The organism is Pseudomonas sp. P9_2 (genome assembly GCF_034008255.1).
GTDB classification, from domain to species: domain Bacteria; phylum Pseudomonadota; class Gammaproteobacteria; order Pseudomonadales; family Pseudomonadaceae; genus Aquipseudomonas; species Aquipseudomonas synxantha_A.
The window spans coordinates 1864228-1885762 of sequence record NZ_CP125376.1; the positions used below are offsets into that span (position 1 = coordinate 1864228).

Here is a 21535-nt window from a genome sequence, read left to right on the forward strand (position 1 = left end):
TTACTCCGGCAGCAGGCTTTCGCCAGCATACAACTGGGCTACCGTCTCGCGGCGACGCACTTCAAACGCTTGATCACCGTCCACCAGCACCTCGGCGGCACGGCCGCGAGTGTTGTAGTTGGAACTCATGACAAACCCATAGGCACCCGCCGAATGCACGGCCAGCAGATCGCCTTCTTCCAGGGCCAGCTGACGGTCCTTGGCCAGGAAGTCGCCGGTCTCGCAGATCGGGCCGACGATGTCGTAGGCGCGGGCTTCGCTGGCGCGCGGCGTCACGGCGGTGACATTCATCCAGGCCTGGTAAAGCGCCGGGCGGATCAGGTCGTTCATCGCCGCATCGACGATGGCGAAATCCTTGTGTTCGGTGTGCTTGAGGTACTCGACCTGGGTCAACAGCACGCCGGCGTTGGCGACAATATAGCGGCCCGGCTCGAACATCAGCGTCAGGTCGCGGCCTTCGATGCGTTCGCGCACGGCCTGGATATAGTCGCTAATCAACGGTGGCTCTTCGTCTCGATAACGTACGCCGACGCCGCCGCCCAGGTCGATGTGTTGCAGGTAGATGCCGCACTCGCCCAAACGATCGATCAAGGCCAGCAGACGGTCAAGGGCATCCAGAAAGGGTGGCAGTGTGGTCAGTTGCGAGCCGATATGGCAGTCGACACCCAGTACTTCCAGGTTTGGCAGTTGCGCGGCGCGGATGTACACCTCTTCGGCGTCGGCGATGGCGATGCCGAACTTGTTCTCTTTGAGACCGGTGGAAATGTACGGGTGGGTGCCGGCGTCGACATCCGGGTTGACGCGCAGGGAGATCGGCGCACGAACGCCCATCTCGGCGGCAACGACTTGCAGGCGCTCCAGCTCGTCGGTGGATTCGACGTTGAAGCAATGTACGCCGACTTCCAGGGCGCGGCGCATGTCTTCGCGGGTCTTGCCGACGCCGGAGAACACGATTTTCTCAGCCTGGCCGCCGGCGGCCAATACGCGTTCGAGCTCGCCACGGGAGACGATGTCGAAACCGGCGCCCATGCGCGCCAGGACATTCAGCACACCCAGGTTGGAGTTGGCCTTGACCGCGTAGCACACCAGATGCGGCACGCCATCGAGGGCGTCAGTGAACGAGCGGTATTGGGCTTCGATATGCGCACGGGAGTACACATAGGTCGGGGTACCAAAGCGCTGGGCAATCGCGGACAGCGCCACGCCTTCCGCGAACAGCTCGCCGTCCCGGTAGTTAAAAGCGTCCATAAGTTTCCCTTAGTAGGTGTCGTGCTTATGCGCTTTTGACGGCTTTTGCGACGATTGCGCCTGTTCATTCGGATCTTTGCTGTCATCCGGCAGGTACAACGGGCCTTTCTGGCCACAGGCACTAACGAGGCAAGCGACCGCGACGAGCGCAGCAAGGGAAGAGATCAGGCGCTTCATGGCGAAATCCTTGAATATGCATTAATTGCGCCCGAGTATACCGACCACCCGGCAGCTTGCCTATGCGCCGCACTACCCGTCCGGCGGGGCTTTGCCGAGGAGCACAAGAAGCGGGCTACGCTGCTTGATGATATTTCGTACTGCCATCTGTAATGAAATCGGTATCCTTTGCAATCGGCGAAGCGCGTCCGTATTGTGCCCCGCTTGAGCAAAACCAGACACTTTTGAGGTTGCCACAATGAGTTTGACCGAAGCCCGTTTTCACGACCTGGTGGATGCCACCCAGGAGAAGCTGGAAGATATTTTCGACGACAGCGACCTGGATGTGGATCTGGAAAACTCGGCTGGTGTGCTGACCGTCAAGTTCGAGAACGGCACTCAGTTGATCTTCAGTCGCCAGGAGCCGTTGCGCCAACTGTGGCTCGCAGCGCGCACCGGTGGTTTTCACTTCGATTACGATGAAGAGGAAAACCGTTGGACGCACGACACCACTGAGGAGTTGCTGAGCGAAATGCTTGCTCGTCTCACGAAGGAACAGTCCGGTGCTGACCTGGACTTCGACGAGATCTGACCGTGACCCAGCCTGTACCTGTACGCCCGCCCAAGCCGCTGTTCAGCAATGTCAGCCCGGCGGTGCCGTCACCTTGTATCAGTTTGTGTCGCCTGGACGAGCAGAAAGTCTGCCTCGGCTGCTTCCGCCACGTGGAAGACATCCGTGAATGGCGCTCCGCCGACGATGCGCGGCGCAGGGTGATCTGTGCCCAGGCAGAGCAGCGCAAGGCATACGCCTGATGCCATCTTGTTTATTTGTGTCGCTGTGGTAGTGTCCGGGTACACCTCAACTCATCGAGGTCCGTGAGAACCCCGCCTTTTCTGGCGGGGTTTTGCTTTTTTTGTGCAGAAAAAAGGAGTCTGCCTGAATCATGACTGCACCTTCCATCATTCTTACCCGTCTTGACGTGCAGCGTCTTGAGCAACTGATCGACCGCTTGGGCGACGAGTTTCCCGGCGTCGAAGCGTTGCAAGCCGAACTCGACCGCGCCGAAGACGTGGTCGGTCACGATGAAGTGACTGCGGGTGTCGTGACCATGAACTCCAGCGTGCATTGCCGTGAGCAAAGCAGCGGCAAGGACTATCACCTGACGCTGGTCTACCCCAAGGACGCGAACGCCGACGAAGGCAAGATCTCGATCCTGGCGCCGGTAGGCAGTGCTTTGCTGGGTCTGCAAGTGGGCCAGCATATCGACTGGCCTGCACCGGGTGGCAAGACGCTCAAGCTGGAATTGCTCAGTGTCGAAGGCCAGCCCAAGGATGGCGGGGCTTTCTCGCTCTAAATCTGGCCCAGTGCGGCATTGAGGGACTGTTCCAGTTCGGCTTTGTAGCGCAGGTACAAATTGCTCGGGCTTTGCACATCACCGAGCAGTCCTGACAAGTCCAGATCAGTGATGTAGCAACGGTAACGTTCGGTTTCCCGGCGTTGCCCGACGATCTCCCGGGCGACCACGGCAAACAGCTGGTCGCCAAATTCCAGTTCGCAAAATTCCCGCTGATTGCAGTAAAGGGTGATCCCCACCTGGCCAGGCGCACCTTTGCCGATAATTGCCTGCACGTCATAAAACGGCTTGTTGGCAGGGTTCTGCGGCGCCGATCGTGGCTCCACGCCGCGCGCGCGGCTGCTGCCCGATGGCAATAACTGATAGTACAAGGTGTGCACTTCACCCAGGGGCTGTCGGGAATCCAGGGACGACAGCGCTTCGCGGCGATAGAGGATCGATTGCAGGAAGCGTTGCAGCGGAGCCAGCAGACTTTGTTCATCATGAAACGGCAAGCGCTGCTGCCAAAGCGCGTTGAATTCGTCGAGCACGTACAGCTGGGCGAAGCCTTCATTGACTCGATAGAACACTTGCACGCAATCGGCCTGGCCCATAGGCAGGAGCAGCGCCAGGTCATGGTCTTCCAGGGCCATGGCGTCAAGGTGCCAAGGGCTGTAGCTGGCCAGTTCCTCACTGAGGTAGGCAATCAGCGCGTCCTGGGTTGGCAGTGACACATGATTGGCCTGGCCCGGTGTCAGTTCCATGACGTGATAGTGCTGTTGCACCTGCAACAGGTAACGATGATTGGCTTGGCCAAGCAGCAGGTGTTGTGCGGTGTCGAACACCTCTTCTACACGCTGGGCAATGAACTGCGCACGGTTGTGACAGAAGCAGCGCACCCGCAGCCGTGGCAGATGACCCGGCGGTAGTTGGTTGAGGTAGTCGCGCAGGCAGTCGAGCAGGGCGTGGGGCCCGTCGTAGCGGCTGACCATCACCTCATTCCAGCTGTTGAGCATGACCTGGTCCAGGGTCAGCACCAGGTTTTCGCGTACACCGGCGTAGCTCAGGGAGTCGGTGCGCTCTGTTGTCATCAGGATATTCAGGTCGCGATGATGCTTGAGCGGGTCCACGCCGACGTTGATCAGCAACAGTACCTCTTCCGGCACTGCCGGGCGCAGCAAGCGGCTCTCATCGACACTGGCCAGGGGCAGGGTGATGGTCTGTTGCAGGCTGCCCAGCAGGTTGAACAGTTCGAACTCGGTCATGTCGCTGACACCGGGGTGTAGCGCCAGGCGGGTACTGCTGTCGATCACGCCGTTGCGATGGCACCAGGTGAGCATTTCCAGCAGGTCCCGGCTGCGTTTGATCGGCGCGAAGTGCTCCCACTCCAAGGCCGTCAGGTTGCCGTTATACAAACCCCAATGGTGCTGGCCCGGCTCCTTGCGGTTGGGCGACTGCACCAGGGTCAGGGTGTCTTCGGCCAGGTCCGGGGCGATGCCTGGGTTAATGAACTCAACCTTGCCGGCCTTGCGTTCGAACGCCGCATACAAGCGCCGGCCCAGTACATTGAGGTCGCGTTTGTTGATCAGGCTGGCAGTCTGTTCGCTACGGGCGAACTGGGTGAGGAAACGGTAGCTGTAGTTCAGTTCATTGACCAGGGCGCGGCGCTCGGAAGCAACCTGACGCACTTTCCACTGGCTGCGACTGTCCAGCAGGGCCAGTTGGCGCTGGTCCCAACCCCATTCCCGGGCCAGGCGTTCCAGCAGCAGTCGCTGCCAAGTGGCGGTGCGCTGGCCGGCGCTGAGCTTGCGGTTGATCTTCAGGTACAGGCTGCGTCGTACCAGTTCCAGGCGATCCGGCTCGTTGCGGGCCTTGAGGTATTCCTCGATGCGGCGATACACCACGATGTAAGGGTCCAGCTCATCCAGGTCCACTTGGTTGGCGAACACCGCTCGCTTGAAACGCAGGCTCAGGCAGTACACGTTCGGATGTTCGCTGGCGTAGACCTCGGTCAGCAGCAGCTTGAGCACCGATTTGTACGGTGACTCGATGCCCTTGAACAATTGCCACAGCCCGGCACCTATGAACTCGCCCGGCGGGATATGGGCCAGGTGACCCAGGTCGAGGGTTTCATCGGCGCGGATAAACCGCTTGGAAATCAGGGCGTGGGTAAATTCGGCGTAGCGCTTTTCTTCGTAGACCGGCACCAGCCACCAGATCGGCGTGCGCCCGGCCAGCCAGATGGCTGTGCGGTAGAACTCGTCCAGCAGCAGGTAGTGCTGGGTAGTACCGCAATCGTCGGAGCTTAGTTGCGTGTCGCGTTCACCCAGGACAAAGCGTGTAGGTTCGATCAGGAAAAAATGCGCCTCGGCGCCCATGCTCAAGGCCCAGGCTTCCAGCAGTTGGCACTTCTTGCGCAGCTCTGCCAGTTCGCTTTCGTCCAGGTCGGGGGCGTGGCACACCCACACGTCCATATCGCTTTGATCGGCCTGGGCCAGCGTGCCGAGGCTGCCCATCAGGAACAGGCCGTGGATGGGGCGGGGCGGGTTGCCATGGCGCGGTTTATAGGAGAACGAGCGGGTCAGGCGTTGGGCTTCGGCCAGGGCCTGGGCGTCAGGTTCGAAATTCGACAGCCCCGCCGGGGTGCTGCTGGAGACATAGCCCGGCAACAGCGGGTGATTGACGTGGAAAAACAGCGGCAACAAAGTCAGCACGCCTTGTTGGCGTGGTGTCAGCCCCTCGACAGCCCGGGCCATGCGGCCCTCATTGAGGGCCATGAAACGCGCGCGCAACTGGGTCAGCACCTTGCGGTCGATGCCTTCGTCCAGATCGGGGCGGATTTCGTGGGTGCGGGTCATGTCGAACTCGGTGGCTAGCTGGGCCCGACGTGGGCAGCCATGCAGGAGTCTACAGACAGTAGCGTAGGAGTTTTAGAGGGAAGTGGCTTTTTGGCGTCAGAATTTTTGCGCCACACAACAGCGCCCTCGGAGTCCGCAACGGGCGGACCCCATGGGCGGGATCAGGTGTCAGGCAGCTTCTTTGGTGCTGGCAGTGGTCAGAATGGTCAGCAGGGTTTGAGCCTGTTCTGCAGCATCCCGGCCAAGGCTCGTCAGGTAGCCCCCGTCCGGCTGATCGATCAGTCCTTTCGCATGGAGGCGCTTGGCAGCGGCGATGGCGGTAGGAGCGGCGGTCTGATGGACTTTCAAGCCCTCCTTGGTGCTGTCCAAGGGGAAGAGTACAAGGATTTCCAGTTCGGCAACCAACTCAGGGGTATACGACATAAGGACTCCAGACTTTCTAAAATTTATTAGAGGCTAGCAGGCCATAAGGTGAACGCACTTTGCCGAACTGTCCAGCGTGTTGCTGCGTGCCGGGGTTATTCCTTTTCCGGCGGCAACTCGGGCAGTGCTCGCAGCGCCGTTTCATACCAATCGGTATTGAAGGCGCGGTCATCTTCGAGCATGGCGTCGATCTCGAAGGCCAGCACGTGAGCCATCAGATTCAGGATGTCGTCGCGCTCGTAGCCCACCAGGGTCAGTTTGTTGAACGTTGCCTTGGCCGCTGGCGGGTTGTCGCTTTCGATCTGGTTTTCGATGGCTTCGATCAGCGTGGTTTCGGTGAATTCTTCTTCGTCATTGTCGATATCGGTCGGCTCGCTCATGGCAGGCTCCTCAAGGAAAGGGTGCCAGTCTACCGCCATTCAGGCAGGTGATGCTGCTGGTCAGGCCGGGCGCCTGGAACTATAACTCTTGCAGCCAACCCCACACCCGGCCTGGAGGCATCTGCAATGCTCAAGCTCTACGGATTTTCAGTCAGTAACTACTACAACATGGTCAAGCTTGCACTTCTGGAGAAAGGGCTGGCTTTCGAGGAGGTGCCTTTTTATGCAGGCCAGACCCCCGAAGCCTTGGCGGTGAGCCCGCGAGGCAAAGTGCCGGTGCTGGGCGTCAAGCAAGGGTTTATCAATGAAACCAGCGTGATTCTGGAGTACATCGAACACACTCAGGAAGGCCCTTCATTGCTGCCGGCCGACCCTTTTCAACGGGCTCAGGTGCTGGCGCTGTGCCGTGAAATCGAGCTCTACATCGAACTGCCTGCGCGAGCGTGTTTCGCCGAGGCTTTTTTCGGCATGACGGTGCCGGAGGCGATCAAGGAGAAATCCAGGGCCGAGCTGCTGCTTGGGATCGGTACGTTAGGTCGGCACGGTAAGTTCGCGCCTTATGTGGCTGGGGAGAACTTCACCATTGCGGATTTGTATTTCATGTACAGCCTGAACCTGGCGTGCGGCGTGGGCGAGAAGCTGTTCGGGCTGGACCTGCTGGCGCAGTTGCCGCAGGCGAAGGCATTGCTGGGGCGCCTGAATGAAATGCCCAACGCGCAGAAGGTAGAGGCGGACAGGCAGGCGGCGATGCCGGCATTCATGGCGATGATTGCGGCCAAGAAATAAACCTTTGGCATCTGTAAGGGCGCCATCGCGGGCAAGCCCGCTCCCACATTTTGATGTGTGAACCCAATCAAGTGTGGGAGCTGGCTTGCCTGCGATGCTTTTAGCGGCTGGCGAGCAATTCTTTGCCGCGCACGACCGCTGCCTTGACCTGTGCCGGCGCAGTGCCGCCCACATGGTTGCGGGCATTTACCGAGCCTTCCAGGGTCAGCACGGCAAACACATCCTGTTCGATCTGGTCGCTGAACTGGCGCAGTTCTTCCAGGCTCATTTCCGCCAGGTCCTTGCCGGTGTCCACACCGTATTTCACCGCGTGGCCGACGATTTCGTGGCAGTCACGAAATGGCAGGCCACGGCGCACCAGGTAGTCCGCCAGGTCGGTTGCCGTGGAGAAACCACGCAGGGCTGCTTCACGCATGATCGCGTGTTTGGGCTTGATCGCGGGGATCATGTCGGCAAAGGCGCGCAGCGAATCACGCAGGGTGTCCGCGGCGTCGAACAGCGGTTCCTTGTCTTCCTGATTGTCCTTGTTGTAGGCCAGGGGCTGGCCTTTCATCAGGGTCAACAGGCCCATCAGCGCGCCGAATACACGGCCGCTCTTGCCGCGCACCAACTCAGGCACGTCAGGGTTTTTCTTTTGCGGCATGATCGAGCTGCCGGTGCAGAAGCGGTCCGGCAGGTCGATGAACTGGAATTGGGCGCTGGTCCATAGCACCAGCTCTTCGGAGAAGCGCGACAGGTGCATCATTGCGATACTGGCGGCGGCACAGAATTCGATGGCGAAGTCGCGGTCCGACACGCCGTCCAGGGAGTTGCCGCCCACGGCGTCAAAACCCAGCAGCTGCGCGGTGTACTCGCGGTCGATCGGGTAGGTGGTGCCGGCCAGCGCAGCGCTGCCCAACGGCATACGGTTGGCGCGCTTGCGGCAATCGACCAGGCGCTCGTAATCGCGACTGAGCATTTCGAACCAGGCCAGCAGATGGTGACCGAAGGTCACTGGCTGGGCGGTCTGCAAGTGAGTGAAGCCGGGCATGATGGTGTCCGATTCACGCTCGGCCTGCTCCAGCAAACCTTTTTGCAGGCGGGTGATTTCGGCCAGGATCAGGTCGATTTCATCGCGCAGCCACAGGCGAATATCGGTGGCTACCTGATCGTTACGGCTGCGGCCGGTGTGCAGTTTCTTGCCGGTCACGCCGATGCGATCGGTCAGGCGTGCCTCGATGTTCATGTGCACGTCTTCCAGATCGACGCGCCAGTCGAACGTGCCTGCCTCGATTTCACCGCGGATGGTGGTCAGGCCGTCGATGATGCTGTCACGCTCGGCGTCGGTCAGCACGCCGACCTTGGCCAGCATCGTGGCATGGGCGATGGAGCCCATGATGTCGTGGCGGTACAGGCGCTGGTCGAAGGTGACGGAGGCGGTGAAGCGCGCGACGAAGGCGTCGACGGGTTCACTGAAGCGGCCGCCCCAGGACTGGTTGGTCTTGTCGGTGCTCATGGATTCGCTCGTGATCTGCTTGAAAGAGGCATGAAGGTGTACCGGCGATAATAACAGGGTTGCCCGTGAAGGCGGTGCCGCGGGTGATCGGCAATTTTATTTGTGTCGTAGATGGCTAAGTGCCTTGCCGCCGAACGCATCCGGGACGAGACTGGAGATACGTGCTTGTTGAAACGATATTTGACGATTGAGCAATATCGTCTCAGTGAGCGTCTACAGTTGGACTGCTAGTGTGTGAATGCACCAAAGTCTGGTGATGCGGTCATAACCAGACTATCCATTAAACAGGGGGGTATTCGGATTGTGTATCAGTGAACCCTACGACGATGCCCGAAGGCAGCAGGTCTTGGGCGCTATTGAACAGGTCCGGGTAAATTTGGGTGCCGCTCTCAGGGCACTTTTTGCCGCTCGCGCTAGTCTTAGCGTGGATCGCTGTGACGCAAGTCACCGCACCTGTCTACGCTATCCTTGTGCGAGACTCACGCAGGAATCCAGCGCAATATGAATGTCCTGATCGTTGATGACGAACCCCAAGCCCGCGAGCGACTGAGCCGTCTTGTCAGTGAACTCGAGGGTTATACAGTCCTTGAACCGAGTGCCACCAGCGGTGAGGAGGCGTTGACGCTGATCGACAGCCTCAAGCCGGATGTGGTGCTGCTCGATATCCGTATGCCGGGCTTTGATGGCCTGCAAGTCGCTGCCCGCCTGAGCGAGCGCGAATCGCCACCTGCCGTGGTGTTGTGCGCGGCCCAGGAAGAGTTCTCTGCACAGACGCTGGAAGACAGCAGTGTCAGTTTTCTCGTCAAGCCGGTCACCGCCGAGGCCTTGCTCAAAGCCTTGAAAAAAGCCGAGCGTCCCAGCCGTGCCCAACTTGCCGCACTGACCCAGCCTGCGGCCCAAAGTGGTAACGGGCCACGCAGCCACATCAGTGCGCGCACCCGCAAAGGCATCGAGCTGATCCCGCTCAACCAGGTGGTCTACTTTATTGCCGATCACAAGTACGTGACCCTGCGCCATGAAGCCGGCGAAGTGCTGCTGGATGAGCCGCTCAAGGCTCTTGAGGATGAATTCGGCGACCGTTTTGTGCGTATCCATCGCAACGCGCTGGTAGCCCGCGAACGTATCGAGCGCTTGCAGCGCACACCCCTGGGGCACTTTCAGCTCTTCCTGAAGGGGCTCAATGGCGATGCGTTGATCGTCAGCCGACGCCATGTCGCTGGCGTGCGCAAGATGATGCAGCAGCTTTAGCCCAAGGGCTGGGGCGCGGTCTGCCTTCCTTATCCCGGTGCGATGTGGCCAGGGAGGCCCCGCACTTGCTGATTCAAATCAAAGCGTATTTGCCTGAGCTGTTATTATCCGCCGTATCTATTCAGTACGGATTGATCCATGTCCTCTCGCGAAATCCGCATCGCCACCCGTAAAAGCGCCTTGGCCTTGTGGCAGGCCGAATACGTCAAAGCACGCCTTGAGCAGGCTCATCCGGGCCTCAAGGTATCCCTGGTGCCCATGGTCAGTCGCGGCGACAAGCTGCTGGACTCACCCCTGTCGAAAATCGGCGGCAAGGGTCTTTTCGTCAAGGAGCTGGAAACTGCGCTGCTGGAAAACGAAGCCGACATCGCTGTGCATTCGATGAAAGACGTGCCCATGGACTTCCCTGAAGGCCTGGGCCTTTTTTGCATCTGCGAGCGCGAAGATCCGCGTGATGCCTTTGTTTCCAATACCTACGCGTCCCTGGATGACTTGCCGCTGGGCAGCATCGTCGGCACCTCCAGCCTGCGTCGCCAGGCTCAGTTGCTGACACGTCGGCCCGACTTGCAGATTCGCTTTTTGCGCGGCAACGTCAACACGCGCCTGGCCAAGCTGGATGCCGGCGAATATGACGCGATCATTCTTGCCGCCGCCGGCTTGATCCGCTTGGGCTTCGAAGATCGCATCACATCGGCCATCAGCGTCGAAGACAGCCTGCCCGCCGGCGGGCAGGGCGCAGTCGGCATCGAATGTCGGACCGTCGACAGCGAAATCCACGCACTGCTCAAGCCCCTCGATCACGCCGATACCGAAGTTCGTGTGACCGCCGAGCGCGCCCTGAACAAACACCTCAATGGCGGCTGCCAAGTCCCCATCGCCTGTTATGCCGTACTCGAAGGTGAGAGCCTGTGGCTGCGCGGCCTGGTGGGGGATCCGGATGGCGGTACCCTGCTGACTGCCCAGGTGCGTGGGCCGCAACGAGACGCCACGGCCTTGGGGATTCAGGTTGCCGAGGAGTTGCTGGACAAAGGCGCCGGTGCCATTTTGCAAAAAGTCTATGGCGAGGCCGGTCCGCAGTGACCGACTGGCGAGTGCTGCTGACGCGGCCTGCCGAGGAGTCGACAGCCCTGGCGGCGTTATTGTCCCAGGCCGGTATATACAGCAGCCGTCTGCCGTTGTTGGAGACGCAAGCGTTAGCGGTTACGGCTGAGCAACAAGCGGTGTTTGACGCGTTGCAGCGTTATTGCGCGGTCATTGTTGTGAGCAAGCCGGCCGCGCGCCTGGCGCTGCAACGGTTGGGGAATGCCGTGCCACCAATGCCGTGGTTCAGCGTCGGTGCGGCGACGGCGCAGATCCTGGCCGGTCATGGCCTCGACGTTCATTATCCCGCCACTGGCGATGACAGCGAGGCCTTGCTTCAATTGCCTGCATTGCGCGAGGCTATCGCACAGCCGGGCGCCAAGGTGCTGATCCTGCGTGGCGAGGGCGGCCGAGAGTTGCTGGCAGAGCGTTTGCGTGAGCAAGGTGCTAGTGTCGACTATCTGGAATTGTATCGGCGTTTTCTCCCGGTCTACGAGACGGGTGCGCTGATGCAACGCATCCGGTTGGAACGCTTGAACGGCCTGGTGGTCAGCAGTGGACAGGGTTTTTTACACCTGCAAGCCCTGGCCGGCCGTGATTGGCCCCTGGTGGCAAAGCTGCCGTTGTTCGTGCCCAGCCCGCGCGTCTATGAGATGGCGCGGGCCGCTGGCGCAAAAAAAGTTGTGGATTGTCGCGGCGCAAGTGCCGCGGCTTTGTTAGTGGCGTTGGGGAGCTATCCCGTTCCCACTCTCTGATACGCAAAGGACGGATACGTGAGCGAAACAGCCTTGCCTAAAGATGAAGCTCAGCCCGCGCTTGATGCGCCGGTCGAGACACCGGTCACCGCGCCGCGCCGCGGCAATGGCCTGGCGGTCGTCGCCTTGCTGCTAGGGGCTGCTGGCTTAGCTGCTGGCGGCTGGGGGATCTGGCAGGTCCGCGCCCTTCAAGCCAGCAACCAACATCAATTGAGCCAAGTGCAGACCCTGGATGACCAGTCCCAGAGCCTCAAGCAAAGCCAGCAACAGTTGGCCGCCCGCCTGGCACAATTGCCGGGTGCGGACGAGCTGGAAGAACGCCGCCGTCTGGTTGCCCAGTTGCAGGGCGATCAGCAACGCCTGAGCCAGCGCCTCGAAACGGTGTTGGGCGCCAGCCGCAAGGATTGGCGCCTGGCCGAGGCGGAGCATCTGATCCGTCTGGCCAGCTTGCGTTTGTCTGCCTTGCAAGACATCAACAGTGCGCAGTCGCTGGTCCAGGGCGCCGACGAGATTCTTCGCGAGCAGAGCGACCCAGGGGCTTTCACCGCCCGTGAGCAACTGGCCAAGAGCCTTGCCGCACTGCGCAGCACTGAGCAACCAGACCGCACCGGCCTGTACCTGCAACTGGCGGCCTTGCGTGACCAGGTCGTGCAACTGGCGGCGATTGCCCCGGAGTATCAGCTTACGGAGCCTGCTTCCCAAGGGCGCCCCACAAGCGATACGCAGAACCAGTTGAGCCAGTGGTGGGAACAGATTTCCCGCTATTTCCGCATCGACTTCAACCCGGATGACAATATCCGGCCATTGTTGGCAGGCCAGGGCTTGAACCAAGTGCGCCTGGCCCTGAGCCTGGCGCTGGAGCAGGCGCAGTGGGCCGCGCTCAACGGCGAGTCGGAGGTATACAGCCGCTCGCTGGGCGAAGCGCGCAGCGTATTGCAAGACAACTTCAATCAGGACAACCCGCAGAGCAAGGCGATGCTGGCGCGTATAGCTGAACTTGAGCCCAAGGCCGTGTCGGTGGTGACGCCGGACCTGGCTGCGAGCCTGGCCGCCGTGCAGGCTTACCTTGAACGTCGTCATCTGTCTGCCGACGAAGCCAAGGCTGCGGCCGGCAACCCGGCGACCCAGGAGTAGAGCTGATGAAGCGTTTCTATGTGATCCTGGTGCTGGCGATTGCAGTCGCCCTCGCACTGGCCGTGGGTATTTCGAAACACACCGGCTACGTGCTGATTACCTATCCGCATTTGCTGCATTACGAGTCAAGCCTGTGGGCTACCCTGGTGGCGGTGTTTGCCATCGGCCTGGCGATCTACCTGGTTCGTGTGTTGCTGAGCCTGATCACGACCTCCGGTGGCGTGGTCAATCCATGGTCGCGACGCAACCGCAGCCGCCGTGTGCAGATCGCGATCGAGCAAGGCCAGATGGACCTTGCCGAGGGCCGCTGGGCCAGTGCCGAGCGCCACTTGCACCGCGCTGCCGAAGCAGAGCGTCAGCCGCTGCTCTATTACATCGGTGCTGCCCGTGCGGCCAATGAGCAGGGCCGCTATGAGGAATCCGACGGCTTGCTGGAGCGCGCCCTGGAGCGCCAGCCCCAGGCGGAATTGGCCGTAGCCCTGAGCCATGCGCAACTGCAGATGGACCGCGGCGATACGGAAGGCGCCCTGGTTACGCTTCAGGCGATGCACGAGCGTCACCCGCATAACGCGCAGGTACTCAGGCAGCTACAGCGCCTGCATCAGCAGCGTGGCGATTGGTCCTCGGTGATTCGCCTGCTGCCTGAACTGCGCAAGGACAAAGTCTTGCCCGCCAGTGAGCTGGCCGAGCTGGAACGTCGTGCCTGGGGCGAAAACCTGAGCCTGGCTGCCCAGCGTGAAGAGCAGGGCGAGGCGGGCTTGCAGTCTCTGGAACGGGCCTGGGAGCAACTGACCTCGGCCCAGCGCCAGCAGCCACAATTGGTGCTGGCTTATGCCGACCAACTGCGTCGGCTAGGCGCGGATGCAAAGGCCGAGGAAGTGCTGCGTGGTGCCCTCAAGCGCGACTATGACAGCCATCTGATTCGGCTGTATGGCCTGTTGCGTGGCAGTGACCCGGCGCGCCAGTTGAAGTTTGCCGAAGGCTGGCTCAAGGACCATCCGGGCGATGCCAGCTTGCTGCTGACGCTTGGCCGTCTGTGCCTGCAAAACAGCCTGTGGGGCAAGGCGCGGGACTATCTGGAAAGCAGCCTGCAAGTTCAGCGCAACCCCGAAGCCTGTGCCGAATTGGCCCGCCTGCTGGCCCAACTGGGCGACACCGAGCGCAGCAACCAGCTGTTTCAGGAAGGTCTGGGGCTGCTCGACAATCGTCTGTTGTCCTCGCCTCTGCCAGTACCCGCGCGTATTTGAAGTAGGAAAGGGTGAATGGATTGGCTCGGATCTATCCGACACCCGATCCTTAAAACCCCAATAAACACTCGGTATAACTGACGTGATGACTAATTCCTACTTGTTGTAACTGGATTTCCGCCATGCCTTGGCGGAATGTCCTTGCTTCTTCGCGGAATTGTCTGCTCCGGGGCGTCTTGAAAGGGGTCGGGCCTTTCCTCTACCGTAGCGACCTATCTCTTGCAGTGCGGATAAACAATGTCTTTGGCCCCTTTACGCTCCTTGTTTTTGCTGGCGTTCATGGCGGGTGCGCTGACGTTGGGCGCGTCCTTCTATCTGGAATACGGCGCGTTGCTACGGCCTTGCTTTCTGTGCCAGGTACAACGTCTGTTTCTGGCCACTTTTGCGCTGATCAACCTGATGGCCGCCCTTCATAATCCCGGGCGCTCCGGCCTTTGTCTGTATGGGCTGGCGAGCACCGTGTGTGCATTATTGGGCGCTATCACTGCCGGGCGCCAAGTGCTATTGCAGAATATTCCGTCAGGTGCGGGCCGGGATTGCTGGCCCAGCTTGCACTACATGATCGAAAACCTGTCGTTCTGGCAGGCGGCGAGGTCAGTGTTCAACGGGACTGTCGATTGCGTTGAAATCAACTGGACGCTATTTGACCTGAGCCTGCCGGAGTGGAGCCTGTTGTTCTTTGTGGCGATGTTGATCCTGGGTGTCATGCAATGCTCGCGGCTGTTGTTCAGTAAGCATTTGCGCATCACAACGTCATGAAAACGGGACGCGCGTTGTAGGAGTGGATTAAACACTTGTATGAACATTCTCTCCTGCGTACCTTGAAGCCATAGTCATGCGGGCATAATCTGGCCCGCACGCGTATCCAAACCATTTGTCAGAAGCGGCTTTGTTCGACTGCTGCTTAATCCTTCAAGTGTTGCGCAGGTACAGAGCAGCAGCGCCCCTATAGGGAAGAGAGATCATCATGCTGGAAAGTTGTCAGAATGCTCAGGAACGTTGGGGTGGGGTGCACAAGCTGATCGATAGATGGCTGTTGGAGCGCCGCGAACTGATTCAGGCCTATGACACTCTTGGTGCCCATCCCGATGCATTGGCTGAGAAGCAAAAGCCTCTGCAAGAATTCTGCGGGTCTTTGGTGGATTACGTGTCTGCGGGTCATTTTGAGGTTTATGAGCAGCTGACCGGCGAAGCGAAAGCCTTCAATGACAAACGCGGATTGGAATTGGCCGAAACCCTTTACCCGCGCATTGATGTGATCACCGAGAAGCTGCTGGCCTTCAATGATCTGTGTGATGAAGGCAAGTGTGTTGCTGAAAAATTCAAGGAGCTCGGCGGTCTGCTCCATGAGCGTTTCGAATTGGAAGATTGCCTGATCGAAGTGTTGCACACGGCCCACAAACAAAAGGCTGCTGTCCAGGCCTGATCCTTGGCGGCGAGATAAAAAACGGTGCGCATGTCGCACCGTTTTTTATGGGTCAGTGGCGAGTGCCGAGCAGTTCGACCTCGAACACCAGCGGCGTATAGGGGGGGATCAACTCACCTGCGCCGTCTGCGCCATAGGCCTGGGCTGAAGGAATCACCAGACGCCATTTCGCACCCACCGGCATCTGTTGCAATGCACTGCTCCAACCGCTGATCACGCTGTTCAGGCGAAACCATTGCGGTTGCGTACTTTTGTCGAAGACAGTTCCGTCAGGCAGTCGGCCCACGTATTTCACCTGCACTTCATCGCTGGCTAACGGCTTGTTGCCAGTGCCCGGTGCCAGCTCGGTGAGCAGAATCCCATTTGCCAATTCACGAACACCACTGGCGGCTTTTTCCCGAGTTAGAAATTGCTGTTCGGCGGCGAGTGCTTTTTCGCTTTGAGGTAGTTGGGCGTTGGCGGCGTTTTGCGCTTCGTGCGCGGTAAGAATCTGTTCGATGCGCGCGTTGTCGAGCGCCAGCGGCTTGCCTTGATAGGCTTGCTTGAGGCCGTCGATCAGGGCCTGGATCTGCAGGTCGGGGACTTCCTGGCGCAAGCGTTCGCCGAGGCTTGCGCCCAAGCTATAGGCTAGATCATGCGCCTCTGTGGCAGTGGTTTTTGACGGCGATTGCTCGCTCGCATCGGCCACGAAGATCGCCAAGCCAAGCACTAGAAAAAGATAACGCGACATGGACATTCTCCCGGCGAAAGTGCGACGGATTATGCCAGTGTGAGTGCGTAAAAACTGGTGAGCATTTGCGTTATATCGATAAGAATTTTCGTACCGTGCAACGCAAGCCCAACGATACTGTCAACATGCGCTAGCGGCGGTAAGAGCAGAGGGCTAGTATGAGCCGCACCCACGTCAGCCAGGAGGTAAACCATGTCGGCCAAACAGAAGCCTGTAAATACCCCGTTGCACTTGCTCCAACAACTTTCGGGCAGCCTGCTCGAACATCTGGAAAGCGCATGTTCCCAGGCGTTGGCCGATGCAGAAAAACTGCTCGCCAAACTGGAAAAACAACGCGGTAAAGCGCAAGAAAAGCTGCACAAGTCCCGTACCAAACTGCAAGACGCCGCTACTGCCGGCAAGTCCAAGGCGCAAGCCAAAGCCAAGGGCGCTGTCAAAGAACTTGAGGACCTGCTGGACGCCCTCAAGGATCGTCAAGCTGAAACCCGCAGCTACATTTCCCAACTCAAAAAAGACGCTCAAGAAAGCCTGAAGCTGGCCCAAGGCGTTGGTCGTGTGAAGGAAGCCGTAGCTAAAGCGCTGGGGGCTCGTACACCCGCAAAAGTTGCAGCCAAGCCCGCTGCCAAAACCGCTGCTGCCAAGCCAGTTGCTAAAACTGCAGCTGCCAAACCGGCAGCCAAGCCAGCCGCTAAAACTGCAGCTGCCAAACCGGCAGCCAAGCCAGCCGCTAAAACTGCAGCTGCCAAACCAGCTGCCAAACCAGCAGCCAAGCCAGCCGCTAAAACTGCAGCCGCGAAACCAGCAGCCAAGCCAGCCGCTAAAACTGCAGCCGCGAAACCAGCAGCCAAGCCAGCCGCTAAAACTGCAGCCGCGAAACCAGCAGCCAAGCCAGCCGCTAAAACTGCAGCCGCGAAACCAGCCGCCAAGCCAGCCGCTAAAACTGCAGCCGCGAAACCAGCCGCCAAGCCAGCCGCTAAAACTGCAGCCGCGAAACCAGCCGCCAAGCCAGCCGCTAAAACTGCAGCCGCGAAACCAGCAGCCAAGCCAGCCGCTAAAACTGCAGCCGCGAAACCAGCAGCCAAGCCAGCCGCTAAAACTGCAGCCGCGAAACCAGCAGCCAAGCCAGCCGCCAAAACTGCAGCCGCGAAACCAGCAGCCAAGCCAGCCGCTAAACCTGCAGCCGCGAAACCAGCAGCCAAGCCAGCCGCCAAACCTGCTGCCGCGAAACCAGCAGCCAAGCCAGCCGCTAAACCTGCTGCTGCCAAACCAGCAGTCGCCAAGCCAGCCACTCCACCGGCACCGACAGCATCCACCGCTCCAACCGCATCGGCCAGCACCACGCCTGCACCGGTAGCGCCAAGCACCACCCCAACCAACGCTTCCTAAGCGTCGGTGGCCGCGACGCGCAGCGCCTGCAGCGCGTCGTGGTCAAGGTTGGCGGCTTCGGTCGCCACGCCTTCAAGCCATTCGTACTGACCCACCACCTCATTGATCGGCCATGCCTGCGCCAAGGTTTCCAGGCGCGCCAGCAGTGTTCGTTCAGCCTCCAGCTCCAGGGCTTTGACCCGCTCGCGCAACGATGCCAGCTGCGTATCCTGCTGCGCCAGGGCTCGCCATTGCACGCGCAGGTATCGCAACGGTTCGACAACCTGCACCCGCCACGGACGGGCAAGCTGTTGCAGCGCCTGCACCCGCTCAGGTGTATGTGCCACACCGCGCCGCTCCAGCCACGCACCACACAGCAGCAGGCATACATCCGCGCCATGTTCCTGCAAACGCAGGCAAGCGGCCTCTACACCCGGGCGAGCGTAGGTAGAAAGGGCAAAGCTCCACAGGTCAGCGCACATATTCACACCCAAGCCAGCGGCCAACGAAGCTGGTAGACTCCGCCGCCATTATGATCCGACTTCAAAGCCTAACATTACAGCGTGGCCCGCAACGTCTTCTCGAAGACGCCGAGCTGACCCTGCACGCCGGTCACAAAGCCGGCCTGATCGGTGCCAATGGCGCCGGCAAATCCACGTTGTTCGCCTTGCTGCTCGGTGAGCTGACCCCGGATTCCGGGGACTGCCTGCTGCCGGCCGACTGGCGCATCGCCCATATGCGCCAGGAGATCGACACCCTGGACCGCATCGCGATCGACTACGTGCTCGATGGCGACCTGCGCCTGCGCCAGGTGCAACACGACCTCGCCGAAGCCGAAAAAGCCCAGGACGGTGCCGCCCAGGCCCGCCTGCACGCCGAGCTGGACAGTGCCGACGGCTACACCGCCGACGCCCGTGCCCGCAAAATGCTCGCTGGCCTTGGCTTTACCAACGAACAGATGGACCGCCCGGTCGCCGACTTCTCCGGCGGCTGGCGCATGCGCCTGAACCTGGCCCAGGCACTGATGTGCCCCTCCGACCTGTTACTGCTCGACGAACCGACCAACCACTTGGACCTCGATGCGATCCTGTGGCTGGAAGATTTCCTCAAGAGCTACCAGGGCACCTTGCTGCTGATTTCCCACGACCGGGATTTCCTCGACGCCGTGGTCGACAACATCGCCCACGTCGAGCAGAAGAAAATCACCCTCTACCGTGGCGGCTACACCGCGTTCGAACGCGCACGCGCCGAACGCCTGGCCCAGCAGCAACAGGCCTTTGAAAAGCAACAGGCGCAACGTGCGCACATGGAAAGCTACATCGCCCGCTTCAAGGCCCAGGCCACCAAGGCCCGTCAGGCCCAGAGCCGCATCAAGGCGCTGGAGCGCATGGAAGAACTGTCGGCGGCCCACGTCGATTCGCCGTTCGATTTCGTGTTCCGTGAGTCGGTGAAGATCTCAAGCCCTCTGCTCGATCTGTCGGACGCTCGCTTGGGCTACGGCGACAAGACCATCCTGGAGAAGGTCAAGCTGCAGCTCACGCCGGGCGCACGCATTGGTTTGCTCGGCCCCAACGGCGCGGGCAAGTCGACGCTGATCAAGAACCTGTCGGGTGAGCTTGAGCCACTGGCTGGCCGCCTGACCCGTGGCGAGAACACGGTGGTGGGTTACTTCGCCCAGCATCAACTGGACTCGCTTGATGCCAAGGCCAGCCCGCTGTTGCACCTGCAGCGCCTGGCGCCCACCGAGCGCGAGCAAACCCTGCGCGACTTCCTCGGCGGTTTCGACTTCCGTGGCGCACGGATCGACGAGCCAGTGCTGAATTTCTCCGGTGGCGAAAAAGCCCGACTGGCCCTGGCCCTGATCGCCTGGGACCGTCCAAACCTGCTGCTGCTCGACGAACCGACCAACCACCTGGACCTGGAAATGCGCCTGGCACTGACCATGGCCCTGCAGGAGTTCAGCGGTGCGGTACTGGTGGTGTCTCACGATCGCCACCTGCTCAAGAGCACCACCGACAACTTCCTGCTGGTGGCCGACGGCAAGGTCGAAGAATTCGACGGCGACCTGGACGACTACGCACGCTGGCTGACCGATTACCGCCTGCGCAATGCGCCGGCCAGCAACACCCCGGTCAACCCGGACAAGACTGACAAGAAAGCCCAGCGCCAGGCCGCCGCCGCGCTGCGCCAGCAACTGGCGCCGCACAAGCGTGAGGCCGACAAGCTGGAAGCCGAGCTGGGCAAGGTGCACGAGCGCCTGGCCAAGATCGAAACCAGCCTGGGTGATAGCGCCGTGTACGAGGCGGCGCGCAAGGATGAGCTGCGTGACCTGCTGGCCGAACAGGCCAAGCTCAAGGTGCGCGAAGGGCAATTGGAGGAAACCTGGATGGAGGCCCTCGAACTGCTCGAAACCTTGCAAGCGGAGCTGGAGGCGCTGTCCTGATGGAAGCGTTGCAACTGCCGGTACCGGCGCAATGGGTCGAGCCCGTATGGATCGGCGTGCAAATCCTGCTGATCCTGCTGGCCGGCTACCTGGCCCAGCGCTTCGTCGCCAAGGGCCTGACGCGCCTGGGTGAGCGTTACCCGTTCCCGCCGCAACTGCTGATGCCCCTGCGCGGCGGCTTGCGCTGGCTGATCATGGGCAGTGCGCTGATCTTTGTGCTGGGGCGCCTGGGAGTGTCTGCCACGGTGCTGTGGACGGCGCTGTCAGGGTTTGTCGCGGTAGCGGCAGTGGCGTTCTTCGCCATGTGGTCGGTGCTGTCCAACCTGTTGTGCGCAATTCTGATCTTCACCGTCGGGCCGTTCCGCCTTGGGGATATTGTCGAGTTGGTGGACACCGTCGACAAACCCGGCGTGAAGGGCAGGGTCGTGGCGATCAACCTGCTTTACACCACATTGATCGAAGTAGAAGAAGCCGGGACCAGCAGCGCGATGGTGCAAGTGCCTAACAGCTTGTTCTTTCAGCGCTCGGTGCGCCGTTGGCCTGGCACCCATGTATTTCCGGGCGACCGCTAGCGTTTACATCTTGTAAAAATCTATAGCCAGCCTTCGGTCGGTAGAGTTAGCTTAAAGGCACAATCGCTGACTCCCTTCTGAGGTGCGCAATGGCTCTCGACACATGGCTGGCCTTTTTCCTGGCCAGTTGGATCATCTCCCTTTCTCCTGGCGCCGGTGCCATCGCCTCGATGTCCAGCGGCCTGCAATACGGTTTTGTCCGGGGCTACTGGAACGCCATTGGCCTGCAACTGGGCCTGGCGATGCAGATTGCCGTGGTCGCGGGTGGCCTGGGGGCCATTCTGGCGGCGTCGTCTACCGCATTCTATGCGATCAAATGGTTTGGCGTGGCCTACCTGGTGTACCTGGCCATCAAGCAATGGCGCGCCCTGCCCATGGACATGACCGATGACGCCGCCGTGCGCCCGATCGGCAAGCCGATGGCGATGATGTTCCGCGGCTTTTTGGTCAACGCCAGCAACCCCAAGGCCCTGGTGTTCATGTTGGCGGTGTTGCCGCAATTCGTGAACCCGCAGGCGCCGCTGTTGATTCAGTACCTGATCCTCGGTGCGACCATGATCAGCGTCGATATGATCGTGATGGCGGGTTACACGGGGTTGGCGTCGAAAGTCTTGCGTCTGTTGCGTACGCCTAAACAACAGAAGCGCGTAAACCGTACATTCGCCGGCTTGTTTGTCGGCGCTGCCGGATTTCTCGCCAGCCTGCATCGCGCTACGGCGTAATTGCCGAAACCGAATCGAAATGTGGGAGGGGCTCCCTCCCACATTGGATTTAGGGGTGATATGAAATAACACCTTGAGTCGAATTCATTAAAGCTCAACAATAGTGTTACTTCGTATTTCCACTTGAGATTCA

Annotated in this window: 23 protein-coding genes; 15 read left to right on the plus strand and 8 right to left on the minus strand. The window is 60.3% G+C overall.

The features are described 5' to 3' along the window. Positions 1–1248, minus strand: coding sequence for a diaminopimelate decarboxylase (lysA, locus tag QMK52_RS08135; RefSeq protein WP_005792445.1), 1248 nt, complete (start codon positions 1246–1248; stop codon positions 1–3). A gap of 9 nt (positions 1249–1257) precedes the next feature. Further along, a complete protein-coding gene (gene lptM, locus QMK52_RS08140; protein ID WP_003195417.1) occupies positions 1258–1425 on the minus strand; it encodes an LPS translocon maturation chaperone LptM in 168 nt (55 codons plus the stop codon). A gap of 238 nt (positions 1426–1663) precedes the next feature. Here lptM and cyaY point away from each other — a divergent pair, with 238 nt between their 5' ends. From cyaY to rnk, 3 genes are all read left to right on the plus strand, one after another. Continuing rightward, the gene (gene cyaY / locus QMK52_RS08145; RefSeq protein WP_320403998.1) at positions 1664–1996 is read left to right on the plus strand and encodes an iron donor protein CyaY; all 333 of its coding nucleotides are present in this window, start codon (positions 1664–1666) and stop codon (positions 1994–1996) included. A gap of 2 nt (positions 1997–1998) precedes the next feature. Further along, a complete protein-coding gene (locus tag QMK52_RS08150) occupies positions 1999–2217 on the plus strand; it encodes a DUF1289 domain-containing protein (protein WP_320403999.1) in 219 nt (72 codons plus the stop codon). A 131-nt stretch (positions 2218–2348) separates the two neighbouring features. Next, positions 2349–2759, plus strand: coding sequence for a nucleoside diphosphate kinase regulator (rnk, locus tag QMK52_RS08155; RefSeq protein WP_005792442.1), 411 nt, complete (start codon positions 2349–2351; stop codon positions 2757–2759). On the opposite strand, the gene QMK52_RS08160 is transcribed toward rnk, so the two are convergent. The 3 genes from QMK52_RS08160 to QMK52_RS08170 form a co-directional block, all read right to left on the minus strand. Further along, positions 2756–5596 carry a class I adenylate cyclase gene (locus QMK52_RS08160; protein ID WP_194439570.1) on the minus strand — a complete coding sequence of 947 codons (2841 nt, stop codon included), beginning with the start codon at positions 5594–5596 and terminating at the stop codon, positions 2756–2758. The two genes, rnk and QMK52_RS08160, sit on opposite strands and share 4 nt — an antisense overlap. Before the next feature lie 168 nt (positions 5597–5764). Then, complete coding sequence (locus QMK52_RS08165) at positions 5765–6019, minus strand: TIGR02647 family protein (protein WP_003195403.1); 255 nt, start codon at positions 6017–6019, stop codon at positions 5765–5767. A 95-nt stretch (positions 6020–6114) separates the two neighbouring features. Further along, the gene (locus tag QMK52_RS08170) at positions 6115–6399 is read right to left on the minus strand and encodes a hypothetical protein (RefSeq protein ID WP_005792440.1); all 285 of its coding nucleotides are present in this window, start codon (positions 6397–6399) and stop codon (positions 6115–6117) included. Positions 6400–6525: 126 nt separating this feature from the next. Between QMK52_RS08170 and QMK52_RS08175 the strand changes: the two genes are divergently transcribed. Next, positions 6526–7185, plus strand: a complete 660-nt coding sequence (locus QMK52_RS08175; protein ID WP_194439568.1) for a glutathione S-transferase family protein — start codon at positions 6526–6528, stop codon at positions 7183–7185. Positions 7186–7285: 100 nt separating this feature from the next. Here the strand turns inward: QMK52_RS08175 and argH are convergent, their stop codons facing one another. Beyond that, complete coding sequence (gene argH, locus QMK52_RS08180; RefSeq protein ID WP_005792438.1) at positions 7286–8680, minus strand: argininosuccinate lyase; 1395 nt, start codon at positions 8678–8680, stop codon at positions 7286–7288. A 501-nt stretch (positions 8681–9181) separates the two neighbouring features. Between argH and QMK52_RS08185 the strand changes: the two genes are divergently transcribed. The 7 genes from QMK52_RS08185 to QMK52_RS08215 all read left to right on the plus strand — a co-directional run bounded on the left by QMK52_RS08185 (position 9182) and on the right by QMK52_RS08215 (position 15570). Then, the gene (locus QMK52_RS08185; RefSeq protein WP_194439566.1) at positions 9182–9928 is read left to right on the plus strand and encodes a LytR/AlgR family response regulator transcription factor; all 747 of its coding nucleotides are present in this window, start codon (positions 9182–9184) and stop codon (positions 9926–9928) included. 138 nt (positions 9929–10066) lie between these two features. Further along, positions 10067–11008 (plus strand): hydroxymethylbilane synthase, encoded by a 942-nt coding sequence (gene hemC, locus QMK52_RS08190; RefSeq protein WP_005792436.1) that lies wholly within the window; start codon positions 10067–10069, stop codon positions 11006–11008. Continuing rightward, positions 11005–11763, plus strand: a complete 759-nt coding sequence (locus tag QMK52_RS08195; protein ID WP_242462633.1) for a uroporphyrinogen-III synthase — start codon at positions 11005–11007, stop codon at positions 11761–11763. Before hemC ends, QMK52_RS08195 begins: the two co-directional genes overlap by 4 nt. A gap of 18 nt (positions 11764–11781) precedes the next feature. Continuing rightward, positions 11782–12897, plus strand: a complete 1116-nt coding sequence (locus QMK52_RS08200) for a uroporphyrinogen-III C-methyltransferase (protein WP_320404000.1) — start codon at positions 11782–11784, stop codon at positions 12895–12897. A 5-nt stretch (positions 12898–12902) separates the two neighbouring features. Next, a complete protein-coding gene (locus QMK52_RS08205) occupies positions 12903–14144 on the plus strand; it encodes a heme biosynthesis protein HemY (RefSeq protein WP_005792433.1) in 1242 nt (413 codons plus the stop codon). A 237-nt stretch (positions 14145–14381) separates the two neighbouring features. Next, positions 14382–14903: a disulfide bond formation protein B gene (locus tag QMK52_RS08210; RefSeq protein WP_005792432.1), complete on the plus strand. Its 522-nt coding sequence runs from the start codon at positions 14382–14384 to the stop codon at positions 14901–14903. Positions 14904–15111: 208 nt separating this feature from the next. Beyond that, on the plus strand, positions 15112–15570 hold the full coding sequence (locus QMK52_RS08215) for an Rsd/AlgQ family anti-sigma factor (protein WP_005792431.1): 459 nt from the start codon (positions 15112–15114) through the stop codon (positions 15568–15570). A gap of 52 nt (positions 15571–15622) precedes the next feature. On the opposite strand, the gene QMK52_RS08220 is transcribed toward QMK52_RS08215, so the two are convergent. Then, the gene (locus QMK52_RS08220) at positions 15623–16300 is read right to left on the minus strand and encodes an FKBP-type peptidyl-prolyl cis-trans isomerase (protein ID WP_194439564.1); all 678 of its coding nucleotides are present in this window, start codon (positions 16298–16300) and stop codon (positions 15623–15625) included. A 192-nt stretch (positions 16301–16492) separates the two neighbouring features. Here QMK52_RS08220 and QMK52_RS08225 point away from each other — a divergent pair, with 192 nt between their 5' ends. After that, entirely contained in the window at positions 16493–17686 is a 1194-nt protein-coding gene (locus QMK52_RS08225; protein WP_320404001.1) for an AlgP family protein, read from the plus strand. Here QMK52_RS08225 and QMK52_RS08230 read toward each other — a convergent pair. Next, entirely contained in the window at positions 17683–18147 is a 465-nt protein-coding gene (locus QMK52_RS08230) for a TIGR02444 family protein (protein ID WP_194439560.1), read from the minus strand. The genes QMK52_RS08225 and QMK52_RS08230 overlap by 4 nt on opposite strands. Positions 18148–18197: 50 nt before the next feature. Here QMK52_RS08230 and abc-f point away from each other — a divergent pair, with 50 nt between their 5' ends. The 3 genes from abc-f (at position 18198) to QMK52_RS08245 (ending at position 21402) form a co-directional block, all read left to right on the plus strand. Further along, positions 18198–20108, plus strand: a complete 1911-nt coding sequence (abc-f, locus tag QMK52_RS08235) for a ribosomal protection-like ABC-F family protein (protein WP_005792427.1) — start codon at positions 18198–18200, stop codon at positions 20106–20108. Beyond that, positions 20108–20680, plus strand: a complete 573-nt coding sequence (locus QMK52_RS08240; RefSeq protein ID WP_005792426.1) for a mechanosensitive ion channel family protein — start codon at positions 20108–20110, stop codon at positions 20678–20680. The genes abc-f and QMK52_RS08240 overlap by 1 nt, the downstream gene beginning before the upstream one ends. Positions 20681–20769: 89 nt before the next feature. Beyond that, complete coding sequence (locus tag QMK52_RS08245) at positions 20770–21402, plus strand: LysE family transporter (RefSeq protein ID WP_005792425.1); 633 nt, start codon at positions 20770–20772, stop codon at positions 21400–21402. The last annotated feature ends 133 nt before the right edge of the window (positions 21403–21535 follow it).